Annotated in this window: 21 protein-coding genes and 1 pseudogene; 13 read left to right on the forward strand and 9 right to left on the reverse strand. The window is 58.7% G+C overall.

What is annotated here, in order from left to right; all coding sequences use genetic code 11:
• From ACQE3L_RS08715 to ACQE3L_RS08775, 13 genes and pseudogenes are all read left to right on the forward strand, one after another.
• Nucleotides 1–103, forward strand: a pseudogene (locus ACQE3L_RS08715) (RNA-guided endonuclease InsQ/TnpB family protein); the annotation flags it as partial.
• A gap of 95 nt (nucleotides 104–198) precedes the next feature.
• Nucleotides 199–645, forward strand: coding sequence for an exodeoxyribonuclease VII large subunit (locus ACQE3L_RS08720; RefSeq protein WP_426963393.1), 447 nt, complete (start codon nucleotides 199–201; stop codon nucleotides 643–645).
• Nucleotides 646–995: 350 nt separating this feature from the next.
• Nucleotides 996–1274, forward strand: a complete 279-nt coding sequence (locus ACQE3L_RS08725) for a hypothetical protein (RefSeq protein ID WP_426963394.1) — start codon at nucleotides 996–998, stop codon at nucleotides 1272–1274.
• 6 nt (nucleotides 1275–1280) lie between these two features.
• Entirely contained in the window at nucleotides 1281–1700 is a 420-nt protein-coding gene (locus ACQE3L_RS08730) for a DUF7985 family protein (RefSeq protein ID WP_426963395.1), read from the forward strand.
• A gap of 26 nt (nucleotides 1701–1726) precedes the next feature.
• The gene (locus tag ACQE3L_RS08735; RefSeq protein ID WP_426963396.1) at nucleotides 1727–3439 is read left to right on the forward strand and encodes a DUF8186 domain-containing protein; all 1713 of its coding nucleotides are present in this window, start codon (nucleotides 1727–1729) and stop codon (nucleotides 3437–3439) included.
• Nucleotides 3440–3444: 5 nt separating this feature from the next.
• On the forward strand, nucleotides 3445–4278 hold the full coding sequence (locus tag ACQE3L_RS08740; protein WP_426963397.1) for a hypothetical protein: 834 nt from the start codon (nucleotides 3445–3447) through the stop codon (nucleotides 4276–4278).
• A 2-nt stretch (nucleotides 4279–4280) separates the two neighbouring features.
• Nucleotides 4281–5399 (forward strand): TrbL/VirB6 family protein, encoded by a 1119-nt coding sequence (locus ACQE3L_RS08745; protein ID WP_426963398.1) that lies wholly within the window; start codon nucleotides 4281–4283, stop codon nucleotides 5397–5399.
• Nucleotides 5347–6468, forward strand: coding sequence for a TraC-like domain-containing protein (locus tag ACQE3L_RS08750; RefSeq protein WP_426963488.1), 1122 nt, complete (start codon nucleotides 5347–5349; stop codon nucleotides 6466–6468). The genes ACQE3L_RS08745 and ACQE3L_RS08750 overlap by 53 nt, the downstream gene beginning before the upstream one ends.
• Complete coding sequence (locus tag ACQE3L_RS08755) at nucleotides 6461–8683, forward strand: VirB4 family type IV secretion system protein (RefSeq protein ID WP_426963399.1); 2223 nt, start codon at nucleotides 6461–6463, stop codon at nucleotides 8681–8683. The genes ACQE3L_RS08750 and ACQE3L_RS08755 overlap by 8 nt, the downstream gene beginning before the upstream one ends.
• On the forward strand, nucleotides 8676–12500 hold the full coding sequence (locus tag ACQE3L_RS08760; RefSeq protein ID WP_426963400.1) for an ATP-binding protein: 3825 nt from the start codon (nucleotides 8676–8678) through the stop codon (nucleotides 12498–12500). Before ACQE3L_RS08755 ends, ACQE3L_RS08760 begins: the two co-directional genes overlap by 8 nt.
• A complete protein-coding gene (locus ACQE3L_RS08765; RefSeq protein ID WP_426963401.1) occupies nucleotides 12497–13381 on the forward strand; it encodes a bifunctional DNA primase/polymerase in 885 nt (294 codons plus the stop codon). Before ACQE3L_RS08760 ends, ACQE3L_RS08765 begins: the two co-directional genes overlap by 4 nt.
• Nucleotides 13378–14904: a primase-associated protein gene (locus ACQE3L_RS08770; RefSeq protein ID WP_426963402.1), complete on the forward strand. Its 1527-nt coding sequence runs from the start codon at nucleotides 13378–13380 to the stop codon at nucleotides 14902–14904. The genes ACQE3L_RS08765 and ACQE3L_RS08770 overlap by 4 nt, the downstream gene beginning before the upstream one ends.
• Nucleotides 14905–15021: 117 nt before the next feature.
• Entirely contained in the window at nucleotides 15022–16230 is a 1209-nt protein-coding gene (locus ACQE3L_RS08775) for a PD-(D/E)XK nuclease family protein (RefSeq protein WP_426963403.1), read from the forward strand.
• Nucleotides 16231–16301: 71 nt separating this feature from the next.
• Here the strand turns inward: ACQE3L_RS08775 and ACQE3L_RS08780 are convergent, their stop codons facing one another.
• The 9 genes from ACQE3L_RS08780 to ACQE3L_RS08820 form a co-directional block, all read right to left on the reverse strand.
• Nucleotides 16302–16829, reverse strand: a complete 528-nt coding sequence (locus ACQE3L_RS08780) for an AsnC family transcriptional regulator (protein ID WP_426963489.1) — start codon at nucleotides 16827–16829, stop codon at nucleotides 16302–16304.
• A 108-nt stretch (nucleotides 16830–16937) separates the two neighbouring features.
• Nucleotides 16938–18068, reverse strand: a complete 1131-nt coding sequence (locus tag ACQE3L_RS08785; RefSeq protein ID WP_426963404.1) for an S-methyl thiohydantoin desulfurase family protein — start codon at nucleotides 18066–18068, stop codon at nucleotides 16938–16940.
• Between the two features lie 4 nt (nucleotides 18069–18072).
• Nucleotides 18073–19149 (reverse strand): S-methyl thiohydantoin desulfurase family protein, encoded by a 1077-nt coding sequence (locus tag ACQE3L_RS08790; RefSeq protein ID WP_426963405.1) that lies wholly within the window; start codon nucleotides 19147–19149, stop codon nucleotides 18073–18075.
• Nucleotides 19149–20699: a hydantoinase/oxoprolinase N-terminal domain-containing protein gene (locus ACQE3L_RS08795; RefSeq protein WP_426963406.1), complete on the reverse strand. Its 1551-nt coding sequence runs from the start codon at nucleotides 20697–20699 to the stop codon at nucleotides 19149–19151. The genes ACQE3L_RS08790 and ACQE3L_RS08795 overlap by 1 nt, the downstream gene beginning before the upstream one ends.
• Complete coding sequence (locus tag ACQE3L_RS08800) at nucleotides 20696–21796, reverse strand: S-methyl thiohydantoin desulfurase family protein (protein WP_426963407.1); 1101 nt, start codon at nucleotides 21794–21796, stop codon at nucleotides 20696–20698. Before ACQE3L_RS08800 ends, ACQE3L_RS08795 begins: the two co-directional genes overlap by 4 nt.
• Nucleotides 21789–22838 (reverse strand): ABC transporter ATP-binding protein, encoded by a 1050-nt coding sequence (locus ACQE3L_RS08805; protein ID WP_426963408.1) that lies wholly within the window; start codon nucleotides 22836–22838, stop codon nucleotides 21789–21791. Before ACQE3L_RS08805 ends, ACQE3L_RS08800 begins: the two co-directional genes overlap by 8 nt.
• The gene (locus ACQE3L_RS08810) at nucleotides 22835–23992 is read right to left on the reverse strand and encodes an ABC transporter ATP-binding protein (protein ID WP_426963409.1); all 1158 of its coding nucleotides are present in this window, start codon (nucleotides 23990–23992) and stop codon (nucleotides 22835–22837) included. Before ACQE3L_RS08810 ends, ACQE3L_RS08805 begins: the two co-directional genes overlap by 4 nt.
• Nucleotides 23989–24924, reverse strand: coding sequence for an ABC transporter permease (locus ACQE3L_RS08815; RefSeq protein ID WP_426963410.1), 936 nt, complete (start codon nucleotides 24922–24924; stop codon nucleotides 23989–23991). The genes ACQE3L_RS08810 and ACQE3L_RS08815 overlap by 4 nt, the downstream gene beginning before the upstream one ends.
• Complete coding sequence (locus ACQE3L_RS08820) at nucleotides 24921–25952, reverse strand: ABC transporter permease (RefSeq protein WP_426963411.1); 1032 nt, start codon at nucleotides 25950–25952, stop codon at nucleotides 24921–24923. Before ACQE3L_RS08820 ends, ACQE3L_RS08815 begins: the two co-directional genes overlap by 4 nt.
• Between the last annotated feature and the right edge of the window lie 30 nt (nucleotides 25953–25982).

The raw sequence follows: 25982 nt of genomic DNA on the forward strand, positions 1-25982 counted from the left end.
AAGTTCCTCGCCCACGTCGGGGGGCGGAGACGCACCAGTAGACGTGCGTATAAATGGTGGGACGTTGAACGGCGAGAGTCACCAGCCTGTTGCTGGGGACTGATTGCCGGGAGTCCACATCAAAGCCCTACCCTCAAGGACCGAGGCGCAGAGCGCCGAGGGAGTAGGGTAGGGCAGTTTACAAGTTAGGAAACGGAGATGGCGGACGCACCGGATACCGAACGGCAGGCGGTCGAACCCGATGCGAGAGAGGTCCTTAGCGTGTCCCAGCTGAACGACCGGATCGCGTCGGTCGTCCAGGACACGCCTGCCCTCAACGGCGTCCGCTGTATCGGCGAAGTCACCGACCTCCACAAGAACAGCACGGCGCTCTACTTCACGCTCACCGACGGTGAGGCCGAGCTCCCCTGTATGATCTGGGCGAACCGTTACCGGGAGATGGACGCCGACCTCGAGGACGGGACCGAAGTCATCCTCGAGGGCGATATCGACTACTGGGTCGAAGGTGGGAAAATCGACCTCAAACCGTGGGAGGTGATCGTCGTCGGCGACGGCGACCAGGCGGCTACCGTCGAGCGACTGCGAAGCGAACTCGAAGAGCGTGGCTGGTTCGAGGACGAGCAGAAAAGAGTTCCTTGTAAGTGAGATCGAGCTACTGGAGCAACAGCTCGACGCGGACGAGTGCGTCCTCGATGAAGGTACTGCACTCCACGAGGAAGGTGAGGGACTCTTGGCTGAAGTGCGAAATCCTCTACGAGGGAAACGGCGAAGTTGTGGGGATCGAGTAAGCGAGTTGATTCTTAGTCTTAACCAACAGATCCTCACAGAACTCGGTATGTGTTGGTTAATCTTTTTCTACGAGAATAACATGTAATTGAGTTATAATCTATTTAACAAATTTGTAGTTATTATTAGCCAGAAAGTATTTAGGCATCATCCAGCTAACGCGCCAATATGTACCGGGGCTCAGCCGGTGCATACCCATACCCGCATGTATGATCACGAGATCAGTCACCATCGAGGATATCGATGACCTGTACCTGATGTGGAACGACCACATCAACGCCTCCGCCCTCTATCGCCGTGCCCTCCGTGAGGAAATGGAAGTCCGCGGTGTCGACCCCAATGAACTCCGCGACCTCCTCGAACGGGCCCGCGAGCAGGGCTACACGCTCAAAAAGATCGCAGAAGACACTAACCGATTCGACGACCTCCAGTCGCTCGTCGAGGAGCAACAGAACCAGCCAACGGCTGGAGACGCCACTGACGACTAACCCGCTATGGCACAGGACCAGACTCCCTCCGACCCTGAGCGTAGCGTCGAAAATCAGTCACCGCTAATGGGGAAGGTCCCTCGGCAGGCAGCGCTCACCGTCGTCCTCCTGAGCCTGTTCGCTGTCCAGCCGGTCGCCGCCCAGAGTAACGCCGTCTGTAGCGCAGACAACCTCCCGGGCATGATTGAGGGGTTCTTCCAGCTGACCACAGCGCTGGGAATCGTCGGCCTCGCCATCGTCTGGCAGGCTGACTCCCTCATCGAGATGTTCACCCTCAATCCCGAGCAGAAGAAGGGCCTCAAGCGACACAAGCGCTCAGCGATGAAGTCCACGGTCGTCCTCGTGGTTCTTGGCCCACTGTATACGGTTGCTGGGTCGATGATGGGACTTCCGCTGGCACAGTGCGTCGATCTCGTCCCTTGGTAGTCCCACGAAGCTTCCCACATTAGCCCATGCCTCATCGAGAGCTCTCCATCTTCGTGGCCGTGCTGCTCGCGACGAGTTTAGTCACGGGTGTCGTCACGGCCGATCCGCCGCGACCGGGGACGGAGGAGAACGGGCTTTCAGAGAACGAATCGGCAACGCTGTGGTCGCGTGATGCGGACAACTACATGACGCAACAGGAGTACCGCCAACGGTACGGAGAAAATCGCTCCGCGATCCATGAACTCGCGAACGGCACGGACATCACGTTCAAGCGTCCACCGGCGACCGCCGCGACGTGGACGCGTAACGACTTCGACGATCTCGCGGCCGGCGATGCTGATACGTCCGTTCACCCCTCTCACGCGGACCTCGAGGACAGCGTCTTTATCGAGGACGCCCATGCGACAGTCTTTGCTGTCCATCCTTCTACGCGAGGGCATCTCGAAGCTGGCGAAACGCCGTTGTACATCGCTCCGAACGGAACGATGCGCGGCTTCGTCGACTATCGAGTGCGCGTCCCGAACGAGACTTCGTCCAGCAACACCACGGTTGAGTGGTCGCTTACGGAGCACGAGATCGATGAAGTTCGGCTGAAGAAGGGTGAAGAGGTCATCGCCGAGAGTGATGGGTCGCACACGCCAGCACTCGACTACCAGCTGGAGGATGATGGCAATACAACCCTTACACTGGAAGCGGAGATTAGCGTCCGGCTCAAGAAATCCACGCAGATGGGTGGTCGGACGAACGTCACCTACCAAACGGGGTCGCGCAACGTCTCCGACTCGATCGATGTCGAGATCTACGACCTTTCCGCGTCCTCCTACTATTCCGAGTATCCGAATGGTGACGTCGGTGTCGCGATCTTCCAGGCACGGCCGTGGCAGGGGTACACGCTGACGGCGGACGGTGAATCACGAGTTCGTGGCGTCTGGCGGTTCTATACCGCTCGTAACACCAACTGGGATACGCTCATTCGAACGGACCAGACAGGAAGTGCTACCGTCGAGTCCGATGCAATCCCGGTCTACGTCCACGCGTACCCCTCACGCATAGGCCCACGCGCAGAGCCTGTTCGAGATGGCCCGGAAATCATCGAGACGTGGGGGAGTGACCGCCCATCACCAGTCGAGACGCTCGGTGAGAACATCAACATCGACGTCGTCAACCGATCGTACACGACGACGTACGGCGTCGCCGTTCGAGCCGAAAACGTCGAGCGTGAGAACCTCCATGTTGCGGGGATCGTTCGCGGAGTGAATGCCTCGATCACCGAACCAGATGGTGGCTCCGAGCGGAAGCTCCATGGGAGTAATCTTACCGCGGAAATCATCCAGCAGAATCAGTCACAAGCAACTCTCAGAGTTGAGCTTCGCAACAACCAGTCCGGCGCACCAATCCTTCTCGACGAAAGCCGTCAGTATCCGATCGGTGGACCGTCCAGGGACGGATACATCACCGTTGCAGATCAGCGCATCGAGACCAATACATCAGGTGTCGCTACCGTAACGATCGACGAGCCGGGGATCTACACGGTTCGGTACCATCCCGGCTCGTGGATCGAGCACGACCCCGCCTATGTGAGTGACACTGCGACGGTTCGGTGGCATCCACTCAGGACGATTGAGGGCTGGTTTGCGCTGGTGTTTGAAGTTGGCTGGCAGCTCCTGCCGTTCTTCGTGATGTTCTACGCTGGGAAGCAACTCCTGCAGATGCTCAGTCCGGAGGACATCATTCGGTAAAACTCATGACCCGAGACAAATTCCCACTTAGCAGACGGACCGCCCTCCGAACAATCACCGGTACCGCTCTCGTGAGCGTGGCCGGATGTTTGAGTACAGATGGCGATCCCTCGCCTGAGAATACTTCAGCCTCTCCAAGTGGCAAGGATATCATTCACAGAATCGCTGTAGAGGGCACTACCCTCGTGATTGAATATTCATCAGAGGTGGGGTTGGATCGGATTAACCTTATCCAACCGAATGGTGAGTTATTCGCTCAACAAGAGACTGCTGCTGGCTCACAACAGTTATCTTTTGAGCTTGGTACTGCTTATGAGCCCGGTGAGTATACTGTCACGGCACTTAGCGGTGGAGAAACACTAGCTGAGAGCTCCAAACTGATTCGACCTGAACTCCATATTCGGGATGTGGGCCTTTATCGAAACAACCCAAACAAGCCTTGGGATGAGATCTACGGCGATACTGAGACAGATCGTCTGAAGAATGGAGAAGCCTATGTAACGGTCGAAAATACCGGGAGTGGACCGGATGCTATTGTAGAGCTGAGCTTTTCTGGAGATATTCCGAATCCTGTTGAAGACCCTCGCGGCAGTGGAATGTACGAAACTGAGAGGGTGATCCTTCCTCCCGGAGAAGAGACAGATCTGTTCAGTAATTCATTTCCATTCGGTTCTCAATCTGAGAGCGGTATGGGATGTTCTACCGACAGCAATAGTGGTGAATTCACTGTCACAATCCGAACCCAAGTCGGTGGAAACGAGATTTTGAACATCTTCGATGTTCAGTATTCCGGGTCTATGGATATGAGTGATTGTGAAGTTACAATCTCTGAGGACTAACCATGGTCGATCTCATCGATGTCGTACTCGAAGGTGCGAAAAAAGTCGTTGATTGGCTAACTAATGTGTTCTTGGACGGCCTTCGATCGGGATATCAAATGATAACAGAGGGGATGTTTGGGACCCCTGCCCCTCAGACTGATAGCGCGTTCATATTCGGGGAACCGAGTAACGCACCGTGGCTGGCGATCCATGAGGGTCTCATTGGTGGCGAGATTATGCTCATCTCTCTTTTGCTCCTCGTGATGGGAGTTCAAGGTCGCCACGCGATCCGTATATTCAATGTTGGAACTTCCTACGAGGCACGGAAGACCAAGAAAACCGCTTGGATCGGAGCATTTCTGATAGTCATATGGTACTGGATCGGAGCTCTCGCCCTCTACCTTGTTGACGGGTTTACAATCGCTCTGATGCCAGAATTGTCTTCACTCTCGTCTGCAATGTTACAATTTATTACGGAGTCAGTTTCCAACCCTGTCCTTGGTCTACTCTTTGCTTTCATCGGAGGAACCTCGATGTGGGCACTTGAAGCACTATTTTACCTTCGACGAGTGCTTCTCTATGTCTACCTGTATGGAATGCCCCTTGCGTTTGCCGTTGCGTATGGCAATGTCCCCGTCCTTTCTGACATTTCGATGGGGTTTAGCAAGCGTTTCGTTCCATTAGCTCTCTTACCTTTACCTGCTGCGGTAGTCCTCAAGGGATATGACTTACTCTACTCTGGAGGTTCCCTTACGCCAGAAACGACGTTCCTCAAATACCTTGTAGCCTGCTCTCTCCCACTCGTTGCGCTCTATGTCTCGTGGAAAACGTTCCAATACGCGACCCCGCTGACAGCAAAAGTACTCTCCAGCGCTACCCGCGGCGTTGCTCTCATTGGAGGTGTCGCTGCAGGGGCCTACTTCGGCGGAGCCAGCGTCGCAACGACTGCCGCCAGGTGGGGACCGAAAGCCGCTGCAGGCCATGCTGCTGCGCAAAAAGTCGCAGGGCCAGAGACGGGTGAAGACAACCCCGACCGCGAACCATCGTACCGGCGTACTGAGAACAATCCTAGTGGCTACCACAATCATGCCAGCAGATCAAGACGCAGCCGCACGACGAATGATGGAAGAGCTCGGTGAAGAGAGCCGTGTCCCCTACCTCAACATCGAGGAGGGGGATATGGGCGTCCTCATCGCGTTCCCGATTATCGGCCTCTTCGTTGCCGGGCTCACCGGCATCGACTCGCTCGCTCTGCCGTTTGTCGCGGGAGGCTTCGGGCTCGGGATCGCGGTCGTCTACGTCTCGCCGGACCACCTCAGCGCGTGGACGTGGACGAAAGACGTCTATCGATACGTCAAGCGACCGCGGGTTACGTTCAGCGCCCCGGAAGAGGCTGACAGTAGTACCAACGAGACAGCGCGGAATGAGGGTGGGCTCGCGAACTACACGCCGTTCAAACCGGACGAGCGAACGCAGGACCTCACCAACATCGAGCGTGCCTGGCCAGGGGCTGGCGCGATCCAGCGTGATGATGGAACGATGGAAGCGTTCATCGAGATCGATCCCGGGAACATGGACTTCGCAATGTCCGATGACTGGGCTCAACTGCAGGAAGCCGGCGAGGAGTTCGCGAACAAGGAACTGGACTCAAAGCTCAAGCTCCACGCAACAACCCGTTCATTTCCGGTGGAGCAGATCACCGAGAACATCGAAGATCGGCTGAACGATGAGGACGTTACGGAGAACCCGATTTTCCGGGAGCTCCTCGAGGAGTATCGGGAGACGCGACCGAAGGAGATGCGCAAACGGGGTATCCAGCAGGTGCGGTACTACATCGGCGTCGAGGTCACCCCGCTGGAAGTCTACGACCGGTTCCGTGACGAGGGGACGCCGGCCGAGAAGTTGACGCAGTTCCCCGTCATCGGGTTCCTGTTCAACCCGTTCGTGACCCGCCGCGAGAACCTCACTGATGTCGAGCGCCGCGCACAGATGTTCGAGAAGCTGGACAGCCGGGTCAACGACGTGCGGTCGGAGTTCATCCAGCAGGCCTCGGGCTGGTCCGCGCGCCGGATCAGCACGGTCGAACTCTTCGTGTTGAATATGGACTTCTGGAACGGCCGCGAAAACGACTACGACAACGCGGAGCGCGTCGTTCGCGAACAACCGATCGTCGGCCATTCGCGCCGGGAGGAGGCTCACGATGCGTAACCTCGTCCTTCAGACGGGCAGCGGAGCTATCGGCCAGCTCACGGAGTGGCTCACGAATCCGACCTCAGCAGAGGGGGCGACCCTCTACATTCTGCTCGCAGTACTGGTCGGGAGCGGCGGGAAGCTCCTCTGGGACTGGTACAGTGACGAGGAGGAGGAGGTCGAGTTTTCGGATCTCCTCGATGAGGAGACCATCGAACAAGGCGCGGCCGAACGCCAACTCCTCGACGACATCGTGGAGTCGCACAAAACGGTCACGGCACCGTCCGCCATTGAGTGGGAGACACGAGCTGCACGGGTTGGTGAACAGTGGACGACGACGCTGTACATCGCTGATTACCCGGACTACCCCAGTGATGGCTACCTCAGCGACCTCTTCGAGATGACGGACGTGCAGTTCGACCTGACGACCCACATCACGCCGAAGAACCAAGAACGGGCGCGGAACGAGCTACAGGACATCGCGGACGACCTGCAAGTCGACGCCGACCTCGAACAGAGCGCCCGGAGTGCCTACCTGCAGGAACGCGCCAACGAGGCCGCAGCGACGTACAAGGCCGTCGAGAACGGCGCGAACGTCTTCGACCAAGGGATGTTCATCACGGTCAGAGCCGACGAGAAGGACGACCTCCGGGACGCGGTCCAGACGGTCAAGAGTGCGCTCCGTGATGACCCCGCGAACCTCACGCCGAAGACGGCGATCTGTCGGCAGGATCTCGCGCTCCAGTCCGCCGCGCCAATCGGTGACAACGAGTTCGGGCGGACGTCGATCGCGCTCGGCGGCGCCGTCGGCGCGTTGCTCTCCTCGCCGCACAACGCGACGATCCTCGAGGAGGGCGGCGTCGAGTTCGGGATTCACAAGGACAACCAGAGCCCAGTGGTCATCGACCCGTTCGCCCGGGACAACGGCTACGCGATGTTCACCGTCGGCGACACCGGCTCGGGGAAGTCGTTCAGTTCGAAGCAGAACTTCATCCGGTCGATTGAGCAGAGCAAGGACCGTATCGGCATCATCCTTGAGCCGTTGAACAATTGGGCCGGCGTCGCCGAAGCACTCGACGCTAAACGCATCACGGTCGGCGGGACGCTCGGGCTGAATCCCTTGGAGATTCGGGAGACGCCCGAGCACGTCCAGCGGGCGATGGGCGAAGACGCCAGCCCGTTCAACGAGAAACTCGACGACGCGATGAGCTTCCTCTCGAACTTCTTCGCGCTGCGGGGCATCTCGCTGGGTGACCGCCGAACGACGCTCGAACTCGGGCTCAAGCGAGCGTACAAGGGCAACGGCATCACTGACGACATCTCGACGCACGACAACCCGAGCCCGACGATTCAGGATATGATGGACGTCTTCGAGGAGATGGTCAACGACCCCGAGGAGTTTGTCGTCCGGTCCGACGAGGAGGCGGGGAAGATCAAAGAGGACGCGACGTGGCTCCTCGACCAGCTCCGACCCTTCGAGGCGGACGGTCGCCACGCCAACCTCGGCCAAGAGTCCGGCTTCGACATCCGGGACGAGAAGGTCATCTACCTCGACCTCGCCCAGCAAGAGGGCAGCGTCGACAGTAGTACGGCGCTAACGATGCAGCTGCTCATCTCGCTCGTGTACGAGCGGGCGAAAGTCTCGGACAAGGAGGTCGTGTTCTACATCGACGAGGCACGGTACATCATGCAGGATGCCGCAAGCCTGGCGTTCCTCGAGACAGTGACCCGCCACCACCGGCATCACGACCTCTCGATCCGGCTGGTAACCCAGACCGTCGACGAGTTCTTCGAGCACGCCGAATCCGAGGCGATTCTGGATCAGTGTGCGGTCAAGCAGTTCCACCGCCTCGACGGGATGGACGAAGAGTGGGCCGACGAGTTCGGCTTGAACTACGCACAGATGCGGTTCGTTCAGGACGCCGTGCCCGGCAACGAGGACGCCGGCTTTTCGGAGGCACTCGTCGGCGTCGACGGCGAGTGGCGTGGGATCAAGGTCGAGGCGATGCCCAAAGAGAAGCAAGTTCTCGACTTCGACCCGACCGCACAGGTCCGATCCTCGCTTCCCGGCGCCGGCGACGAGAACGTGGATACCGAAATGGCGGAGTTCAGAGAGAAACTCGAGCAGCAGGAAACAGCCAAAACGAATGGAACGAACGAAACGAATGAAGAACCAGAAGTCGTCTCGACCGAACGAGGCGGCGGTTCTACGGAGGAACCCACCGATGGCTGACTACCTGCGCGTCACCCCGACATCCGAGCAACTCGATCCGGAGAGTATCCCCCGGGTTCTCGACAGCCTTCACAAACTGACTACGCCCGGCTCGTCAGATCTCAAGGCGAAGCTGAACCCGCTCCACAGTAAGACGCCACCGCGATTCGAGTTCTTGGCTTTGAGCGAAGGCCCGGATGAGCCGGTGGAGTTCTTCTACGGCGCCGATGCTCATCTCGACACACTCGAGAAACGCCTCCGTTCTATCTACCCGGCTACGTTCGACATCGAGCGCGTCGATATCGATATCGCCGATCGCCTCATTCAGCCGGTCGAGTTGACGCCGGAGCAGTTTGTCAGCCACTACGAGGATGGGCAACTCCAGTACGAGTTTGGGACAGACGAGCGGTACAAGATCACCGAGACGGAAGGAGAGCAAGGAGAAGTAACAGCTGCCGGGTCGGCGACCGGCGGTGGTGTCGCCGCGGATTCCGTCCCCGACCACCACGTAGTCGTCGGTGAGACCGCTCTCGAACTGGCCCCGCCAGCAGCGCTCGCTACGGACGACTCATCGAACGACATCGCGAAGCCAACGATGGACCCCAGCGGGACGATTCGGGCGCGGCCAGCACCCGACGCCGTCTCTCCGCTTGGTGTCCGATGGTGTGGCGCCGCGTCGCGAAAGCAGGACTGGATGACCTCGCTCACGCCGTTCACAACGGAGGACACGAATGACGACCTCTCGTCCGTCGACCAACCGGGCGCGGCCCTGGCGTCGCTGATCGACCACCTGATGGAGGCGACAGCGCCGACTGCGTTCCAGGTCGTCTTCCAGCGGCGTGCCAGGTGGCAGTCCGACGCGGAGGTACGGAAAGAGGATCTCGTTGACGGCCGCGACACGTTCTTCCAGGAGCTCGTCGGGCCGTTACTCGAAGTCGAGGATCAGCGGAGCGATCAGGACGACCGGCAGCTCAGCGAGTCCGTCGAGAAGCGGATCGAGTATATCGACGCGAAGAACGCCAAACGGTCGTTCACGGCCAACATTCGAGCCGTCGGCGTCCCCACTGACGGCACTCGCGACGATCTCGATGCCCGGATGGACTCACTCCTCCCCGTGTTCGACCCGCTTGATGGACCGTTCTACGAGGTTGAGGGGAAACGCCTCCGAGACACCGGTTTCCGGGAGAAAACGAAGGAGAGGAAGGCACGGGCCGCCCTTCAGCGCTTCCTCGACCGCGAGCTCACGACAGGACGGGGGAAAACCCGTCCCGAGCTGATCCTCGGTGGGGCGGAGCTCGCGAACTTCGTCCTCGTTCCCTCCTCCGAACAGTTGACCGTCGAAGGGACGCGTGGAACCAGAGCCGAACAGCAGAGCCGGAACCCGCTCCCGTGGCCAAATCCGGACCTGATTCAGCAGTTTCAGGAAGGGATGGCCATTGGGTATGCCCTCGACGAGAACGGTGAGCCGCGACCCGACCCGATCCGAATCCCGCCGGACCTGTTGCCGACGCATTACGGGCGATTCGCGTCGACAGGCGGCGGGAAGTCGAAGGCCATCATCAACGACGCCCTCTCGCTCCGTGAGACAACGGGTGGCCCCGTCGTCCTCGTCGACCCGAAGGGGGACGGGATGTGTGAGAACTACCTGCGCTGCCACTACGAGCGGTTCGAAGGCTTGGACGACGTCTACCACTTCCGCGTCCCGGAGACCATCCCTGCGTTCTCCTTCTTCGACATCCGCCCCGCGCTCGCGGCCGGCCGCAACCGGGCGGACGCGATTCAGGACAAGGTTGACCATTTCCACGACATCCTGCGAATGATCATGGGCCGCGAGCAGTACGGACAGGCGTTCGTCGCAAACGAGATCCTTAGCTACCTGATCAAGGCGCTGTTCGACGAGGAGTACGGGAGCGACGTGTTCGGGCTGGACGACCTCTTCGCTGCCGCCCTCCAGATGCAGCGCGACCAGACGATCCCTCCAGTCTCAGCGGATAACCAGAACATCGAGGAATCGCTAACACGCCACTTCGCAAAGGATAACCACCAGTTTCAGGTGTCGATGGACGCGGTCGGGAACCGCCTCGACAAGCTCAGGGAGGACGCGCATCTGCGACGGATCTTTAGCCACGTCCCCGAGCAGAATGACGCCGGCGAGTACGTCGACAATCGGTTCGACTTCCGAGACTTCCTCGATGAAGATGCCACCATCATCGTCGACTTGGGCGACCTCCGCCCGGAAGCACAGCGCGCGATCACTCTGCTACTGTTGAGTAACCTCTGGGACGCCGTACAGGTGCGCCGGCGCGACGGGCAGACAGACTACGAGCAGCTCACAAACCTCATCATCGAGGAGGCGGCCCCGGTCGCGTCGACGAAGCTCGTCTCCGAGCAGCTTCTGCCGCAGGGTCGGTCGTTCGGCCTGAGTATGGGGCTCGTGATGCAGTTCCCCGGACAGGTTCGAAACCGAAACGAGCGGGCCTATGACGAGGTGCTGAACAACATCAGGACGAAGCTCATCGGCAATATCTCGATCGAGCGCGACCTCGCGGAGTCGCTCGCGCACGAGGACCTCAGCCCGACCGAACTCCGCAACCGAATCAACACGCTCCCAAGTGGCGAGTGGATCGCCCAACTCCCGAGTCCGTCGTTCGGGGAGACTGGGCCGCCGCCGTTTTCGCTGAAGCCGCTGCCGATTGCGCCGGGGCATCCAGAAAGCGACCAGCCGCTCACAGAGCCTCAGGAAGACCATTTTGAGTCCGTGTCGCGACCGCGAATGGTAAAGCGAACACAGGTAGAGTATGGGCTCTCAGAACCAACTCCTGATGCCGAATCGGACGCAGATACGTGGGGAAGCTCGGCAGCTGAGACAGCGGCTCGACCACAGGATGACGACTCCCAAACGAATCCCACGCAATCCTCGTTTATCGCGGAAGTCACCTCTGAGACTGAGGCCCCCGCCTCGACATCCACCAAGTCAACTGACGAGGGTGGGGTTGCAGGACGATCTGAGGAGACATGCGTATCCATCGGCAGGCCGGACGAAGGTAGCGATGCTACCCCAGATGAAGGGGCCGAGGAACCGGAGATCACAGCGACGCCCATCCGCGAAAGCAAAGTCGCCGTTCCGGATGACGAACTCCACAAACGAGGTCTCTCCCGTGATGATGTCCATTTCCTAAGTCGGGTTCTCGATGTGATGAACAGAGAGGATACCGAGTACACCCTTCTCGACTCAATGCGTCCACTGCGGGATGAGTTCGAGGAGCTCAATCTCCAACGCCTTATCGATCAGAATCTCGTCGAAGATGCCTCGGCCTGTAGTCGCAAATACTACACCGTTCTTCCAGCAGGACGCGAACTCCTCGGCGAAAAGCTGCAGATAGGCCCCGGATTGGGGGATGTTGGAGAGAAAACACCTCACAAGGTTGGTGTTCGACTGCTCGAGCTGTGGCTTCAACAGCAGGACGAGGTCGCCCGCATCGAGCCATACTACGAACACAATGGCGACACCGTGTTCGATGTCGCAGGGTTCGACGAAAACGATGAGCTCGTCTGGGTCGGGGAAGCCGAACTCCCGAGTAACAACATCCACGCACCCAGTGACGATTACGATAAGCTGTGTTCAGTAGACGCAGACGCGATTTGGGCATTCAACAACCGCGAAACGGCCGTCGAAGTTCTGGATAGGCTAGCCGACGCGGACCGGATCGAAGAGAGTGTCAGCGGACGAGACGCACGTTCCTTCTCGACGATTCGAGACGCTATAGCGGACTTCGATGCCGCGGGGATGACCACTGTTCGGGGATTCAAGAATCTCGATCAGGAGGTCAATCAATGACGTGGCGACAGGCTACTCGCGAGGAGATCGTTGCCTACTACGCCGAAGAGTTCCCGGGCTACATCGATGATATCCCCGAGTTCATCACGGCGACCGGCCCGAAACAGTACGCCGTCGCCTTCCGAGATTCCCACCCCGTTCGTAAAGACGACATTCCTGACAAGGACTTCATCCGTCGGGATACGTGGCAGACAGATGCGTCGGGAGAACGAACAACACCCGAATTCGACGACTTCGAGGACGTTGTAGAATTCATACGGCATCCGGCTCGCAACGATCCCCTCAGCCGGAGCACGTTCGCGCTTGCAGACCCGGAAGTACTGAAGCAACCGGGACCGTGCCCCGACGCTGTCTACTATGCGCTGGACCACTGGAAACGCCCGTGGGTCCTCCTCGTCGACATCGACGCGAAAGATATCGCCCGAGACCGAGCGGACGAGATGGTCTTAGCGGATGTCGACGATCGGGACGACGATGTGCTCCTCGACGACGCGGAAATCCTCGACGCCGCTCCCAAAGGATATCCGTACGCTTTCGAAGACCTCGACCGCGCCATCGAGTACGGGTTCGAAGTCCGCGACATCTTAGAGGACGAGTTCAACGCCGAGGAGACGATGGTCGTGTACACCGGGCAGGGTGTCCACGTCTACCTGCTGGATACCGACCCGGCGCACCGATACGACGAGCAGAGTCGCGAGGTGTTGAACGACCTCCTCCTCGAGACGTACGACATCCCGATCGACCCCGTCGTGACGGCCGACCGCCGGCGTGTCGCCCGGCTACCCTACTCACTCCACGCTGATGTCTGCAGCATCGTCCAACCGATCGAGAGCCCGGCGTTCGACGTTCTGTCGGCGACGCCGAAGGTGATCGACGAATGAGTCCGAGCACGCCCACCGACGACGAGGACATGGCGTATCGAGTTGCGGCACTCCCGCTGGAGTACAGTGAGACCCGCATCAACCAGCTGTTTACGCGTGGGTACAACCGATACGTCGTCGACGGCGAGGACCAGCCCAAGGACCTCGTGAACGACGTCGAGCGGTTCGGGACGGCCGCGTTCAAAGAACAGGTTCGTGCCGACGCCGCCGAGGAGCCGTTCGTCGACGAGCCGGGGATACTCGCCGTGCTCGCGACATTGAGTGCGATCTGTGTGAAAGCACACCCGAAGTTCGAGCACGCGTCGCCCCGGAACATCCAGGTACTCTACGACATCCGAGAGTTGTACGTCAACAATCTCGCCTCTCTCATCCGCGCCCACGGCGATGGGTCACTCCAGCAGGACATCGCCGACGTGCTGTACAGCAAGGAGCCCAGTGAGGATGGCCCACATCCTGGGCGGGTCTGTACGGGCATTACAGAAATACCGGAGTTCGGGGAGGGTCTCTACCTCGAAATTCCGATGGCGGCGGCGTCACGCAAGTGTCTCGTTCGAGCGGAGGACAAGTCATCGACGGGGAGTGACGAGGGGAGAGAGATATTGACGCGAGTGAAAGACAACAAGCTGTACGTCCCGGTCGGTGATTTCGACAGCAAGTATCGCGACTACGCTGGGCGGGCGTTCAAGAACCTCCTGCGAGTTCAGGAGGACGGCCTCTCCGACGACCAGCTAACGTGGCTGACTACGAACGAGTCAGCGATCACGGAGCGGATCAACCGGTTCCTCGAGACCGGCCATCACGAGCGGCTCTGGCGGAACTGGGACCGTGGGGAGCGGACGATCCGCGTCCTTCGGCGGGCCCTGAGTGATGCACCTGACGACGGTGCTCAAACGGGTGAGTTCCACACGGCAAAGGAACTCTATCGGGCGGTCGCCGCGTACGACGCCGATGACGACTGGGCATCCTCTGTGACGGACTGGATCTCGAGTCCGAGCAGTCTCGCGAAGACGCTGGCTGACCACGAGTCCCACTCGGCCGTTACGATCGACCGCGACGGGCGCGTCAATACGTACCGAATTGGGCGGGCCGGGACCGGCGCCGAACAGATCGAGGTGCGGGAGATCGAGGGCCTCTTCGAGCTCCCTTGTATGGCGAATATGGAGGAGCGGCTACACGAGAAGAAGCCCGTCCGGAAGGACCTCTACAACTTCGCGCGGATGGTGATGTGGCTCCCGCAGTATCAGGACAGCAGCCTCGACGAGATCGTCGTGGACCTCAAGGACGTCTTCTCCCGGTGGCCGTGGTACGACGAGCAGGAGACCGAATACCAGGTTCGCTACGAATTCTCGAACACGATCGACGGCGACACGCCGTTGCCAATGAACTGCGACAACGACGATCTGCAGCGCTACTGCATCGGCCAGGACCAGTGTCCCTACTCGATCTGGGGGAGTCTCCCATTCCCGGATGGGATGTACGAGCAGGTTGAGGAGGAATCAGCTGGGCCCACTGAGCAATTCTAAACTTCGGGCTTCTTTCTTTTCAGGACAGAGAGGAGAGCCCTTATTGTAACCCTCTGAGAGAGGCACAACCAACTGCAGAAATAGGTATGCGAATCGAAATCCCCGTAGTGTGAAAATGTGGAAGCAGCCAAAGCTACTTCTGATATTACAGATACTGTAGTGCTAGTGGATGAAACAGATCACCGAGCGCAACTAGAGGACCTCCAGCGGGGGCTCGATAACATTGAAAGACCACCCGAAACGACGTTAGAAATTTTGGGCCAATCGAGGGTCGAACAACGGTGGGAAGAACTACTCGTCTATTTCCTTGACCCCACCAACCCACATGGGTTTGACACAGACGCGCTCCGAGCTTTCCTGAGATCCCTCTACTCACACGGTGAAACTTCCATGTCCGGCCCTCCACGGAACTTAGGAGATGTCGAAGTTTCATCGCAGGTGTCTACGGGGAACGGCATATTCGATATCCTTCTTCGACAACCAGACGAATGGTTCGTCTGTATTGAGTTGAAGGTAGATTCGCCAGAGACCAACGCACAAACGAACCGATACGCCGAGGCGACGAGGCTTGGTGATCTCAACACGCGCCAACACAGCGGGACTGACGAGTACGTCTACATTGCTCCCAAAGATGCCCCTACCTCAGTTTCAGAGGACTTCGTCGATATCTCGTGGGAGCATATAGTTGCGGAACTAGAGACTGTTTTGACTAAGGGATTCGGAAAATACCCCTCGAAGAGCAGCGCACAGCTGGCGGATTTCATCGATACGATTCAACTCGAACTGAACATGGGCGACATCAACCAGATTTCCGAGGAGACCGTACTGTACACTGAATACGCCGAGACAATCAATCGAGTGCAAGACGCATTCGAACGTGACAAAGAGCGACTCTACAATTCGCTTGAGGAGACGTTCTTTGCGGATTTCGGCCATGATGAATGGACCTCGAACACCCGACCGAATACGTATATTCAACTCTACAAGCCGGAGTGGCGAGATATCGGGCCCGGAACGAACATCGAATACGAACCGCACCTCTCACTGAATCAGAAACAGCCTACAATCAGGCTCCGGTTGGACATCGAGCATACGGGCAAAGACGAACTCCGGGAGAAACTGTCTTCGAGAGTGACTCAAGAGGCATTCGAGGACGCGGGTTGGGAGTACGTCAACGGTGCATACGCGCTCGTCGCGAAGTCGGTCCTACTCAATATCGAAAATCCACAAGCATCGGTTCACGAAGCGATTGAGGAGCTCCAACAGCTCCATAATCTGGTGGGTGAACCGATTGAAGAGATCGTGACCGAATATACAGAACCGTAGCTCTGATCGACAGGGTCGTGTGACTCTATTAAGATTCTAATATTCTCTACTCCTTTCAGGACGAGAAAATGCTACGAGTCCTGTGTTGGACGGTCCAGTTCCTTGTCCCAAGCTTTCCACGTATGAACCATCGGAATGAGTTCGTACTCCTCGATGACTGCTCTATCTTCAAATAGGTCCCATGTGTAATCCTTCAGGTCATTCAATGTCTCGTGCCAGAGCCGTACGAACAGATCATAGCTACCCATGCATGAATCGAGAGAATAGACCAGCTCTTCATCAATCAGTGACTCAATTAGCGCGTCACGATCCCCTGCAGGTGCAGTTTTGTCGAGTTTGACGAGTACATCCGCGTACGCGAGGTCGAGTTCTTGCAACACGATCACGGCGTGAACGTCGACAGCTCCCCGCTCCAGTAGGTTCTCCCGACGCCGTCGGACTGCGGTTCGTGATAACCCGACTTGTTCGGCGAGTTCTGTGTCCGAAACCCGCCCATCCTCGTTGAGGGCTTTGAAGATATCGTAGTCGTGATCATCGAGATATCCTTCGAGAAGCTCACGATGAAGCGACTCCGACGTTGACTGTTGCTCTTCTTCCATTCTCTCTTCTGGCGGGTTAGCTGGACTTTCGGACATTATTTTCTTGTTTGGAGTTCTTTCTGAATTTGTTTAATACCCAAGGACAGGCCTTCGCTCGGAACCTGTCCGCTACCGTCCGATGGCCGAGTTTTCAGACAGTTGCTGATACTCGATGTCGTAGCCGAATGCGCCGGGCCCGATCACATCGAGTGCTGCATCGGTTTTCAGGAGCTTTGGTGCTGGGACCCCCATAACCTTGACTCGCTGTCCGTAGCGGAGTGAGCCGGTTGTAATGGGGGCACCAGTATCCTTATCCACAATGCAGATGAGGTCGGGTACCGATGCGAGCACAGCGTCATCTTCCCCACGAGCAATGAGGAACTCGTTTTGGAACTCGATCGTCAAGGAGGCATCTCCATCGAGTGCGGCAAGTGACACCTCCCCGAATGCGAACCCTTCTCGATTCCTTCGGAAGACATCGACAATCTTCCCTGTGAAGAGTGCGTTCGCGTCGAGAGTCTCCTCAATCGCCGTAATCGGATTTCCACCACCGTCACGTCCCTCATGAACGCGGCGTCCAAGTTCACGTGCAAGCGAGACGGTATCAGCGATCGCATACTCGCTGACGAATGACCCCTCCATAAGCGGGAACGCATACCCGGATCGGCCACCCATATCCACCGTGATCGAGCGGGCGAATTTCTCAAGCTGCGCGGCAGACTGGATATCCTGGTAGACAACTTGATTTCCGTGCTCGTCCGTGTTTGCAGCAAAGTTGACGGGCGCCCCGTAGATGAAGAACGTATCCATCTGCAGTTCGGGAAACGCTCGCCCCATGCCGTCACCGTCGATGACAGGGAGACCAGTGAGTGCAGCGACACACAGCGGCGCCATACTGTTTGCACCCCCGATCTCACCGGGGATGATGGCGTCCACCTTGTCCCCGGATGCCGTTTCAATCGCCCGGAGTGATTTCAGATCCTCATCCCCTTTCGGGAACTTCTCACGGCTGATCGTCGGCGCACCCATACCACCAACACTTGCGACCGTCGCGTCGGGACTGAGTTCCTCAGGACTAATGATTTCGACATGGTTTGGGTAGTCCTCATTCTCGAAGATGGTCTCGAGACGGAGCCGGCCCAATCGTGGGTCGCCACCGCCGCCGGTTCCAAGGATTCCGGCCCCAGTTGCGAGCCAGTCGAGGTCTTCTGTGCGAATTTCTGAGACGGTTTCAACCGTCCTGTTTTGGATTGATGACATGCTCTTACGGGGAAATCGGACTGTAGTCGGTTTCGAGGCCAAACGTTCGCGGCCCCCAGACGTCAAGCGCAGCATCGGATCGCATGATCGGTGGCGTCGGAATCGCAAGCACACGGGCACGAGCTCCATACCGGAGTTTTTCAGTCGGGATCGGGTCCCCGGATTCACGGTCAAGGACGGTGATCAGATCCGGAACGGTTGCTACGTACTCGCCATCGAGCGTAGCCCCGAGATTCTCGTTTTGGAACTCGATATGCATTGTCGATCCATGGTCCGGCCCGAGACCGTCGAGTTCGACGTGGCCGAGGACGAATCCGCCCTCGTTCCGTCGTTTGACATCGACGATCTTCCCTTCAAACAGCGAGACCGCTTCGCCATAGATCGATTCCGAGGTGACCTCACGGATCGCCTCAACTACGTTTTCACCGGCTGATCGAACCGCCGCTCCAAGCTCTGCTGCAAGCGACATCGTGCCGGGGATCGCCGTTTCTGTGACTTCCTCACCGGACATCGGGTAATCCGCAATATACCCGACACCGCCCATGCGTACGGTAATGCCACGAGCGATCCACTCCAACTCTTCATTGCTATCTGTCTCCAGGAGGCAGGTGTTCCCCCGTTCGTCACTCACCACGGCTGGCGTGCCGTCCACACCGTAAATGTTGAACGTCTCGTGTTGTAGCTCCGGGAAGGCCCGGCCCATCCCGTCAGCATCGACGAGCGGGATGTCCTTGCGGGCAGCGACCGCGAACGGGAATGTGGAGTTAATCCCGCCACACTCGATCGGCATCGTCGCCGTCGCTTCCCGACCAAGCTCTTTTTCGAGTCGCTCGAGAGAGGCCGTCGGTTCCCCGCCCCCCGGCACTTTTTCGACCGCAACCGTGGGCGCGCCCATCTGGGCTGTCGGGATGACGAGTGCGTCATCGTCGAGATCATCTGGCGGGATTACCTCCACTGGACCGTGGTCTCGAATCGCCTGCTTGGCGACGAGCTTCCCGACGTGGGGATCGCCCCCACCACCTGTACCGAGGACAGTCGCCCCGAGGGCAATATCCTCAATATCGTGTTCGTCGACCTGCATTATTCCTCGCCGAGTGTCCCGGCGGCCTTGACCTTGATTCGCACCGCGTTGCCCGGGAGGTACGAAAGCGGAACTTCCTCGATATCGACGATGTCGACTGTTTCCTCAGCCGCACCGGCACCGACCGCGTTCTCGATAGCCTCGTATTTTGCCGTTTCGAGGGCCTCATCACGAGTCTGGTCATCCAGGCTGAAGATGCGGTCAACCTGCCCTGAGACTTGTGCGATGGCCACACCGACCGCGTTGGCCACTTCATAGTGGTCGGGCATGTGAACTTCACTTGCACCCGATAGGTCGGACGGCACGAGAATACTCCCTCCACCGACCACGACTACTGGGACGGGTTCGGGGCTCGTCTTCATCCGGTCGATCGCCTGTTCAACGCGGTCGCGGATATACTGTCGTGCGCCCGCGATTGTGTCCGCGGGTACGTCGGGCGACTCCGGGCCGATATCGACTGAGCCGCTCGCGACTTCGACGTCGGTCGCGGTCAGCCTCTCACCGCCGAAACACAGGCTCTCCTCAGTCAGGCGGTAGCCCACACTTTGCGGTCCAACCGTCACGTCATCCCCATCGACATCGACGTGTGACCCACCGCCGATTCCGATACTGATCAGGTCGGGCATCCGGAAGTTCGTCTTGACGTCGCCGATCTCGACCGCGACACTACTCTCGCGCGGGAAGCCATCAGTGACGGCCCCGACGTCAGTCGTGGTCCCACCGACGTCAACGATGATCCCGTTTTCAACACCCGAGAGGTAGGCGGCACCGCGAACGGAGTTCGACGGTCCACTCGCGACAGTGAAAATCGGGTACTCCAGGGCGTATTCGACACTCATCAGTGTCCCGTCGTTCTGCCCGAAGTACAGCTGGGCGTCGATCCCACGTTCAGCCATCGCGTCGAGGAACGCTGAGGCTGCCTCATCAGCGACACTCGTCAGTGCTGCGTTGAGTGTCGTTGCATTTTCACGCTCAAGGAGGCCGACACTCCCGATTTCGTTCGACAGTGAGACGGGGATATCGTCGCCAAGCTCGTCGTGAATCAACTCCTCGACGAGTTCTTCGTGGTCCTCACGGACGGGAGAGAACACGCTCGTGACCGCGAATGCCTCCGCATCGCTGAATTCGCGGATAGTCTCGCGAACTTGCTCTTCATCAACGTCGTTGAGCGTTCGCCCATCAAACTCGTGACCACCATCGAGGATCGCGGCTTGTTCACCGATCGCCGCTTCGAGATCGTCCGGCCACTCCATCAGCGGTCGGATACTCTCTGTCGCGGGGGCGCCGAGTCGAATCACGCCGACATCGTTCAGCCCCTTGCGTTCAGTGATCGCGTTTGTCGCATGAGTCGTCCCGAGCATGACGTAGTCGAGTTCCGATGCGGTGAACTCCACGTCATCAAGGACGTCATCGAGGGCGTTGACGATCCCTGTGGTGATATCCTCTGTCGTAGGTCGCTTTGTTTGTGCGATCGGGGTATCGTCTTCGTCCAGGATCACTGCGTCCGTGTTTGTGCCACCAACGTCAATGCCGAGTCTGTATCCGTTCATTTGTTGAGTTCCGTGTAGATGTCTTCAATCGGTTCGTAGTCGATGTCGTAGTCGAAGTACTGCGGCCCAACCAGCTCGAGGCCGGCTGGTGTCCGCCACTTTTCGGAGCACTCCATGCCGACAACAGTCACGCGGTGCCCGTAGCGGAGCCCTTCCGTCGTGATGGGATCGCCCGTCTCCGAGTCAAGGACCGTAATGAGGTCTGGGACACTCGCCACGACGCCGTGTTCGCTGTCACGTGCGACGAGATGCTCGTTCTGGAAGTCGAGCGAAAGCGTCCGCCCATCGTACTCTGAGAGGCCATCGATCGTCGCCTCGCCAACAGCGAACCCGCCTTCGGTCCGGCGAGCAACGTCCATGACCTTCCCTTCGAAGAGCTTGAACCCGTCAACGTACTCGACGAGTGCGTCGATCGGATTCGCGGAGTCCTCTTGGGCTTCGCGGATCGTTCGCCCGATGTCGCGTGCGTACGACATCGACCGGAGAATACCGTGTTCGCGAAGTTCGGCCCCTGTGTGCGGGTATGTCGCGATCATGCAGGAGCCGCCCATGTCGATACTGGTCGTTCTCGCGAATTGCTCCGCCTTTTCGTTTGTCTGGGTATTGACGAACACCGAGTTCCCTTTCTCGTCCGCGATGGACATCGGGGTCGCGTCAATACCACCCAGCGTGAGCGTCACCATCTGGACCTCCGGGAACGCACGGCCCATGGCGTCCGCGTCCACGAGCGGAATGTCCAGCGCTGCGGCGACCGCGATTGGGATCGTGCTGTTGAGGCCTCCTGCTTCGATACTCATCGTCGCGAAGGCTTCCTGTCCCATTGAGCGTTCGAGCGTTTCGAACGCTGCGACCGCCTCATCACCGCGAGGAATTTTCTCGACCATGACCGTAGGGGCCCCGAGCATTGCGCTCGGAACGACGAGTTCGTCGTCAGGGACCTCCGACGGGTCAATAAGGTCGACTGGGCCGTGCTCTTCAATCGCCTGTTCGGCCATCAGCTTGCCGATGTAGGGGTCCCCGCCGCCACCGGTTCCAAGCACTGTGGCCCCGGTTGCGAGGTCGTCTAGATCGGCGCGCGTAATTGTGTCGTTACTCATGTGGTGTGCTCCGTACTGCTGCCGCGGTTTTCACGTCTGGAACGTTTTCGAACGCATCCGCATGCTCGGGGTCATAGATATGACACCGTGCTTCGCCATGGTCATCCACGGCATGCAGTGGGACCTGGTCTGTTTCACAGACATCGGTCGCGTACGGACACCGCGTATGGAACCGGCACCCGGTCGGCACGTTTTCCGGGCTCGGAATTTCACCTTCCAGGCGGTCTTGCTGCGGTTTGTACGCTTCTTCGTCATCACTGGTAACCGGGATCGCGGATAGCAATGCCTGCGTGTACGGATGATGCGGCTGTTCGAACAGCTGTTCCGTCTGGGCGCGTTCCTGAATCTGGCCAAGATACATGACCGCCGTCCGCTCGGCAACGTTGCGAACCAGCGATAGGTCATGCGTGATGAACAGGTACGTGAGATCGAATTCCTCCTGAAGATCATCCAGTAGGCGGACGATCTTCGCCTGCACGCTCACGTCGAGTGCACTCGTTGGCTCGTCCAAGATCAGGAGTTCCGGCTCGATCGAGATCGCCCGGGCAATGTTGATCCGCTGCTTCTGGCCACCGCTGAGCTCGTGCGGGTAGCGGTGCCGGTGTTCCGGATTCAGCTCCACCCGCTCGAGTAGATCGACGATTCTCGATACCCGCTCTCCGCGCGGTACGCCACGGGCTTTCAACGGAACCTCGAGCGTTTGCTCGACCGTTCGACGTGGGTTCAAGCTGGATGTCGGATCCTGGAACACCATTTGGACTTTCGTCCGTAGGTCTTCGAGCTCCGATTCCGAGAGGTCCGTAATGTCCTCTCCGTCGAACGTGATCGATCCACCAGTCGCACTCTTGAGACCGATAATGGTCTCTGCGATCGTGCTTTTTCCACTGCCAGACTCGCCGATCAGAGCGAGCGTTTCGCCCCGGTTGATGTCGAACGACACGCCGTCGACTGCTTTGACATGGCCAGTCGTCCGCTGGAAAAGCCCCGACTTAATCGGGAAGTACTTTTCCAGGTTACGGACCTCGAGAAGTGACTCGCTCATTCGAGATCACCCACGGACTGTTCGACGGCCGCGTCTCCGGTGGCTGACGGGGCTGGTTCTGCCGGCTTGTCACGCATCTGTTCGCGCGTCTCGTCCAGCGTCGGTGGGTCATACGGAGCCGGCTCTACGTCGTCATAGAGGAAGCACGCGACTCCCTGCTCCTCTGCATCGTACTGGAGCTCTGGCCGCTCCGTCTCACACCGCTCGTGTGCGTACGGACACCGGCTTGCGAATCGACAGCCTTCCGGGGGGTCGATATATTCGGGAATCGACCCATCGATCCCGTCGGCCATCTCTTCGCCGGTCAACTTCGGAATCGAGGCAATCAGCCCCTGCGTGTACGGGTGCTGAGGATTCCGGAAGATCTCTTCAGTCGGTGCGGTCTCGACGATCCGACCGGCGTACATGATGTACACGCGGTCGCTAAGCTGTCGCGCCACCCCCAGGTTGTGGGTGATCATCAGTAACGACAGGTTGCGCTCATCGATCAGTTCGTTGAGTAGCTCCAACACCTGGTCGTGGATGGTCACGTCGAGGGCTGTTCCGATCTCGTCGGCGATGAGCAGATCTGGCTCGTTTAGCAGCGCCTGCGCGATCAGAACCCGCTGCGACATGCCGCCCGACAGTTGGGACGGATAGTTGTCCAGAATACGCTCTGCGTCCGGCATCTGGACCTCTTCAAGCAGGTCGATGACTCGCTGCCGGGCTGCCTCGCGGTCGCCATCAAGATGCTTCCGGCGGAAATACTCGAGGACACCGACGTCCTGATTCCCGCCGAATTGGGCAGTATCGGTGAGTTGTTCTCCCACCGTGAACACCGGATTGAGCGACGACATGGGATCTTGGAAGATCATCCCGATGTCGCGGCCCTTGATCCGGTCAACCTCCGACCGCGACGCATCGAGAAGATTCTGACCCCGGAACCTGATCTCCCCTGTCGGGATTCGGGCTGGTGGTTGCTGTAGCGTGCCGAGGATCGACCGCATGGTAACGGACTTGCCACAGCCAGTTTCACCGACGACCGCGACAACTTCACCCTCGTTGACGGTGAGGTCAATCCCGTCGATTACCTCTGCAGTGCCGTCGAACGAGTCGAAGTGCACTCGGAGGTCCTCGACATCGAGGATCGGCTCCGAATCATTCGCGCTTGTCATTGCTGTACCTCCACGTCGAACAGGTCACGGAGTCCGTCACCGATCATGTTGAATCCCATCACGACTACCAGAATCGCGAGTCCGGGGAAGATGCTCACCCACCAGCCGTCTGGGAGGTAAGTTGTCCCGTCGCTCACCATCGTCCCCAGCCCTGGCTGGGGCGGCTGCACGCCGACTCCGATGAACGACAGCCCCGCACCGATCAGGATGACGAACCCGGCGTCGAGGGTAACCTTCACCAGGATCGGGGAGAGGCAATTTGGCAGTATCTCACGGAACAGAATGTGCGGCGTAGATGCCCCCGCGAGTTCTGCGGCGGCGACATACTCTTCGTTCCGTTCGCTCGCGACGAGGTTCTGAACGAGGCGTGCGTACCACGTCCACCAGAGCGAGGCAATCGCCAGCATCGCGTTCGTAATCGTCGGCTCCAGAGCGGAGGTAATCGCGAGCGCCATCACGAGGGGTGGCAGTGCGAGGAACGCGTCCGTTGCCCGCATGATGACGGTCTCGGTAGTGCCTCCGTAGTACCCAGCCACGAGGCCAAAGAGGACTCCGGACGGAACACCGATCCCGAGAACCACTGCGACCATGATGAGCGAGAGTCTGTAGCCGAATAGAACACGACTGAAGACGTCGCGCCCACTCTGATCGGTCCCAAAGGGATGCTCAAGACTCGGTGGCTGCATTGAGTTCGCGAAGTCCGTAAACGCGCCCGCATGTTCTGGGTGAGGCGCAACGACGGGTGCGAAAGCAGCCATGAAGATGACGATCCCGACGATCGCGAGTCCGACTGCACTAATCGGTCGGCTTAGGAACCGTCTCGCAGCTCGGGCCAGCGACTCCCGGCGTGACGGCGGGAACCGCTTTTCTAACCAACTTAGGCTGTCCCCCTCGTGAGATTGGGTGTCTGACTGTGCCGTTTCACCGCTCATGTTGCTTCCTCCATCGAGATCCGAATCCGCGGATCAACACGACCTAGCAGCAGGTCGATCACCAGATTGGAAAGCACGAAGGCAAGTCCAATCGTCATCGTCACGCCGACGATCGCGTTGAAGTCGTTCGTCAAGACCGCATTGACGCCGTACGAGGCTATCCCAGGGAAGTTGAATACGAGTTCAATCAGGAACGCGTTCCCTAGAAGCGATGCGTAGAGCAGTCCGAGGATCGTCAGGGTGGGAATGAAGGCATTCTTGAGCGTGTACTTGTAGACGACCAACCAATCTGGAAGACCAAGGCCGCGTTCAGCCTCGATGTAGTCCTTCCGCTGGACGTCGATCATACTCGATCGGGTTATCCGCATGATCTGTCCGATTCCGGCCATCGAGAGAGCGAACGCTGGGAGGATGAGGTGCATCCAGGCGTCAACGTGCGCTGCCCAATGCCCGCTTAGCAGCGTATCGATGAGCATGAACCCTGTTTGGCGTGTCACCTCTTCTTCAAACCCGCGTGAGATGCGGCCCGTGATCGGGAACCATTGCAGGAGGTAACCAAACACGAGTTGCAGGATGATGCCGATGAAGAATCCCGGCACACTCACTCCAACGAAGGAGATGAGCCGTGAGGCGTTGTCGATGTATCCATCCTTGTTGTTTGCGGCGACAACTCCCAGGAAGATCCCGATGATAATCGTGAACACCATCGCGAGTGTGATCAACTCTAACGTTGCTGGGAGGTACCACAGGATGTCATTGGCGACGGGACTGCGAGTCTGCAGACTCATCCCCAAATCACCAACTAAGAGTCCTTGTATGTAATCGAGGTACTGAATCGGTAGAGGCTGATTCAGTCCTAGCTCTGCAGCAAACTCCTCGACTTGCTCTTCGGAGGCAGTTGGCCCCAGTGCCATCCGGGCTGGGTTTCCAGGCAGGACTCGCGACACCGTGAAAATGATGACCGAAAGGCCGGCCAAACTCACGATCATCCCGGTAAACCGGCGGATGAGGTATTGGTAGTACTTCATACCAATCTCCGTATCCGGAAGGCGAGCCTC

The sequence above is a fragment of the Haloparvum alkalitolerans genome (assembly GCF_050122995.1).
Lineage (GTDB): Archaea > Halobacteriota > Halobacteria > Halobacteriales > Haloferacaceae > Haloparvum > Haloparvum alkalitolerans.